Source organism: Oceanobacillus halotolerans, from assembly GCF_010993955.1.
GTDB lineage: Bacteria > Bacillota > Bacilli > Bacillales > Amphibacillaceae > Oceanibacillus_A > Oceanibacillus_A halotolerans.
The window spans coordinates 400,948-401,191 of record NZ_WIXL01000001.1 but is presented as its reverse complement, the minus strand read 5'-3'; positions in this window follow the sequence as shown (position 1 = coordinate 401,191).

Genomic DNA, 244 nt, shown 5'->3' with positions numbered 1-244 from the left:
TTCCCGTAGGAGTCTCGCATTTTCCGCTGCTTGGAATAGTCTCTCAACAGAAGTAAGAATAGTAAGAAGATATGATGATAAACATATAATTTTATTGGTATTTAGCTGGCAACAGTTCTGTCAGCGGATTCCCATTAATGATGATATATAACAAAAACACATCACTAGCGAAGGAAATATACGAAGACTCCTGCAGTTCGTCGGCTAACGTCGGTCACGTCCTGTGACCAACGCCGACACTAGA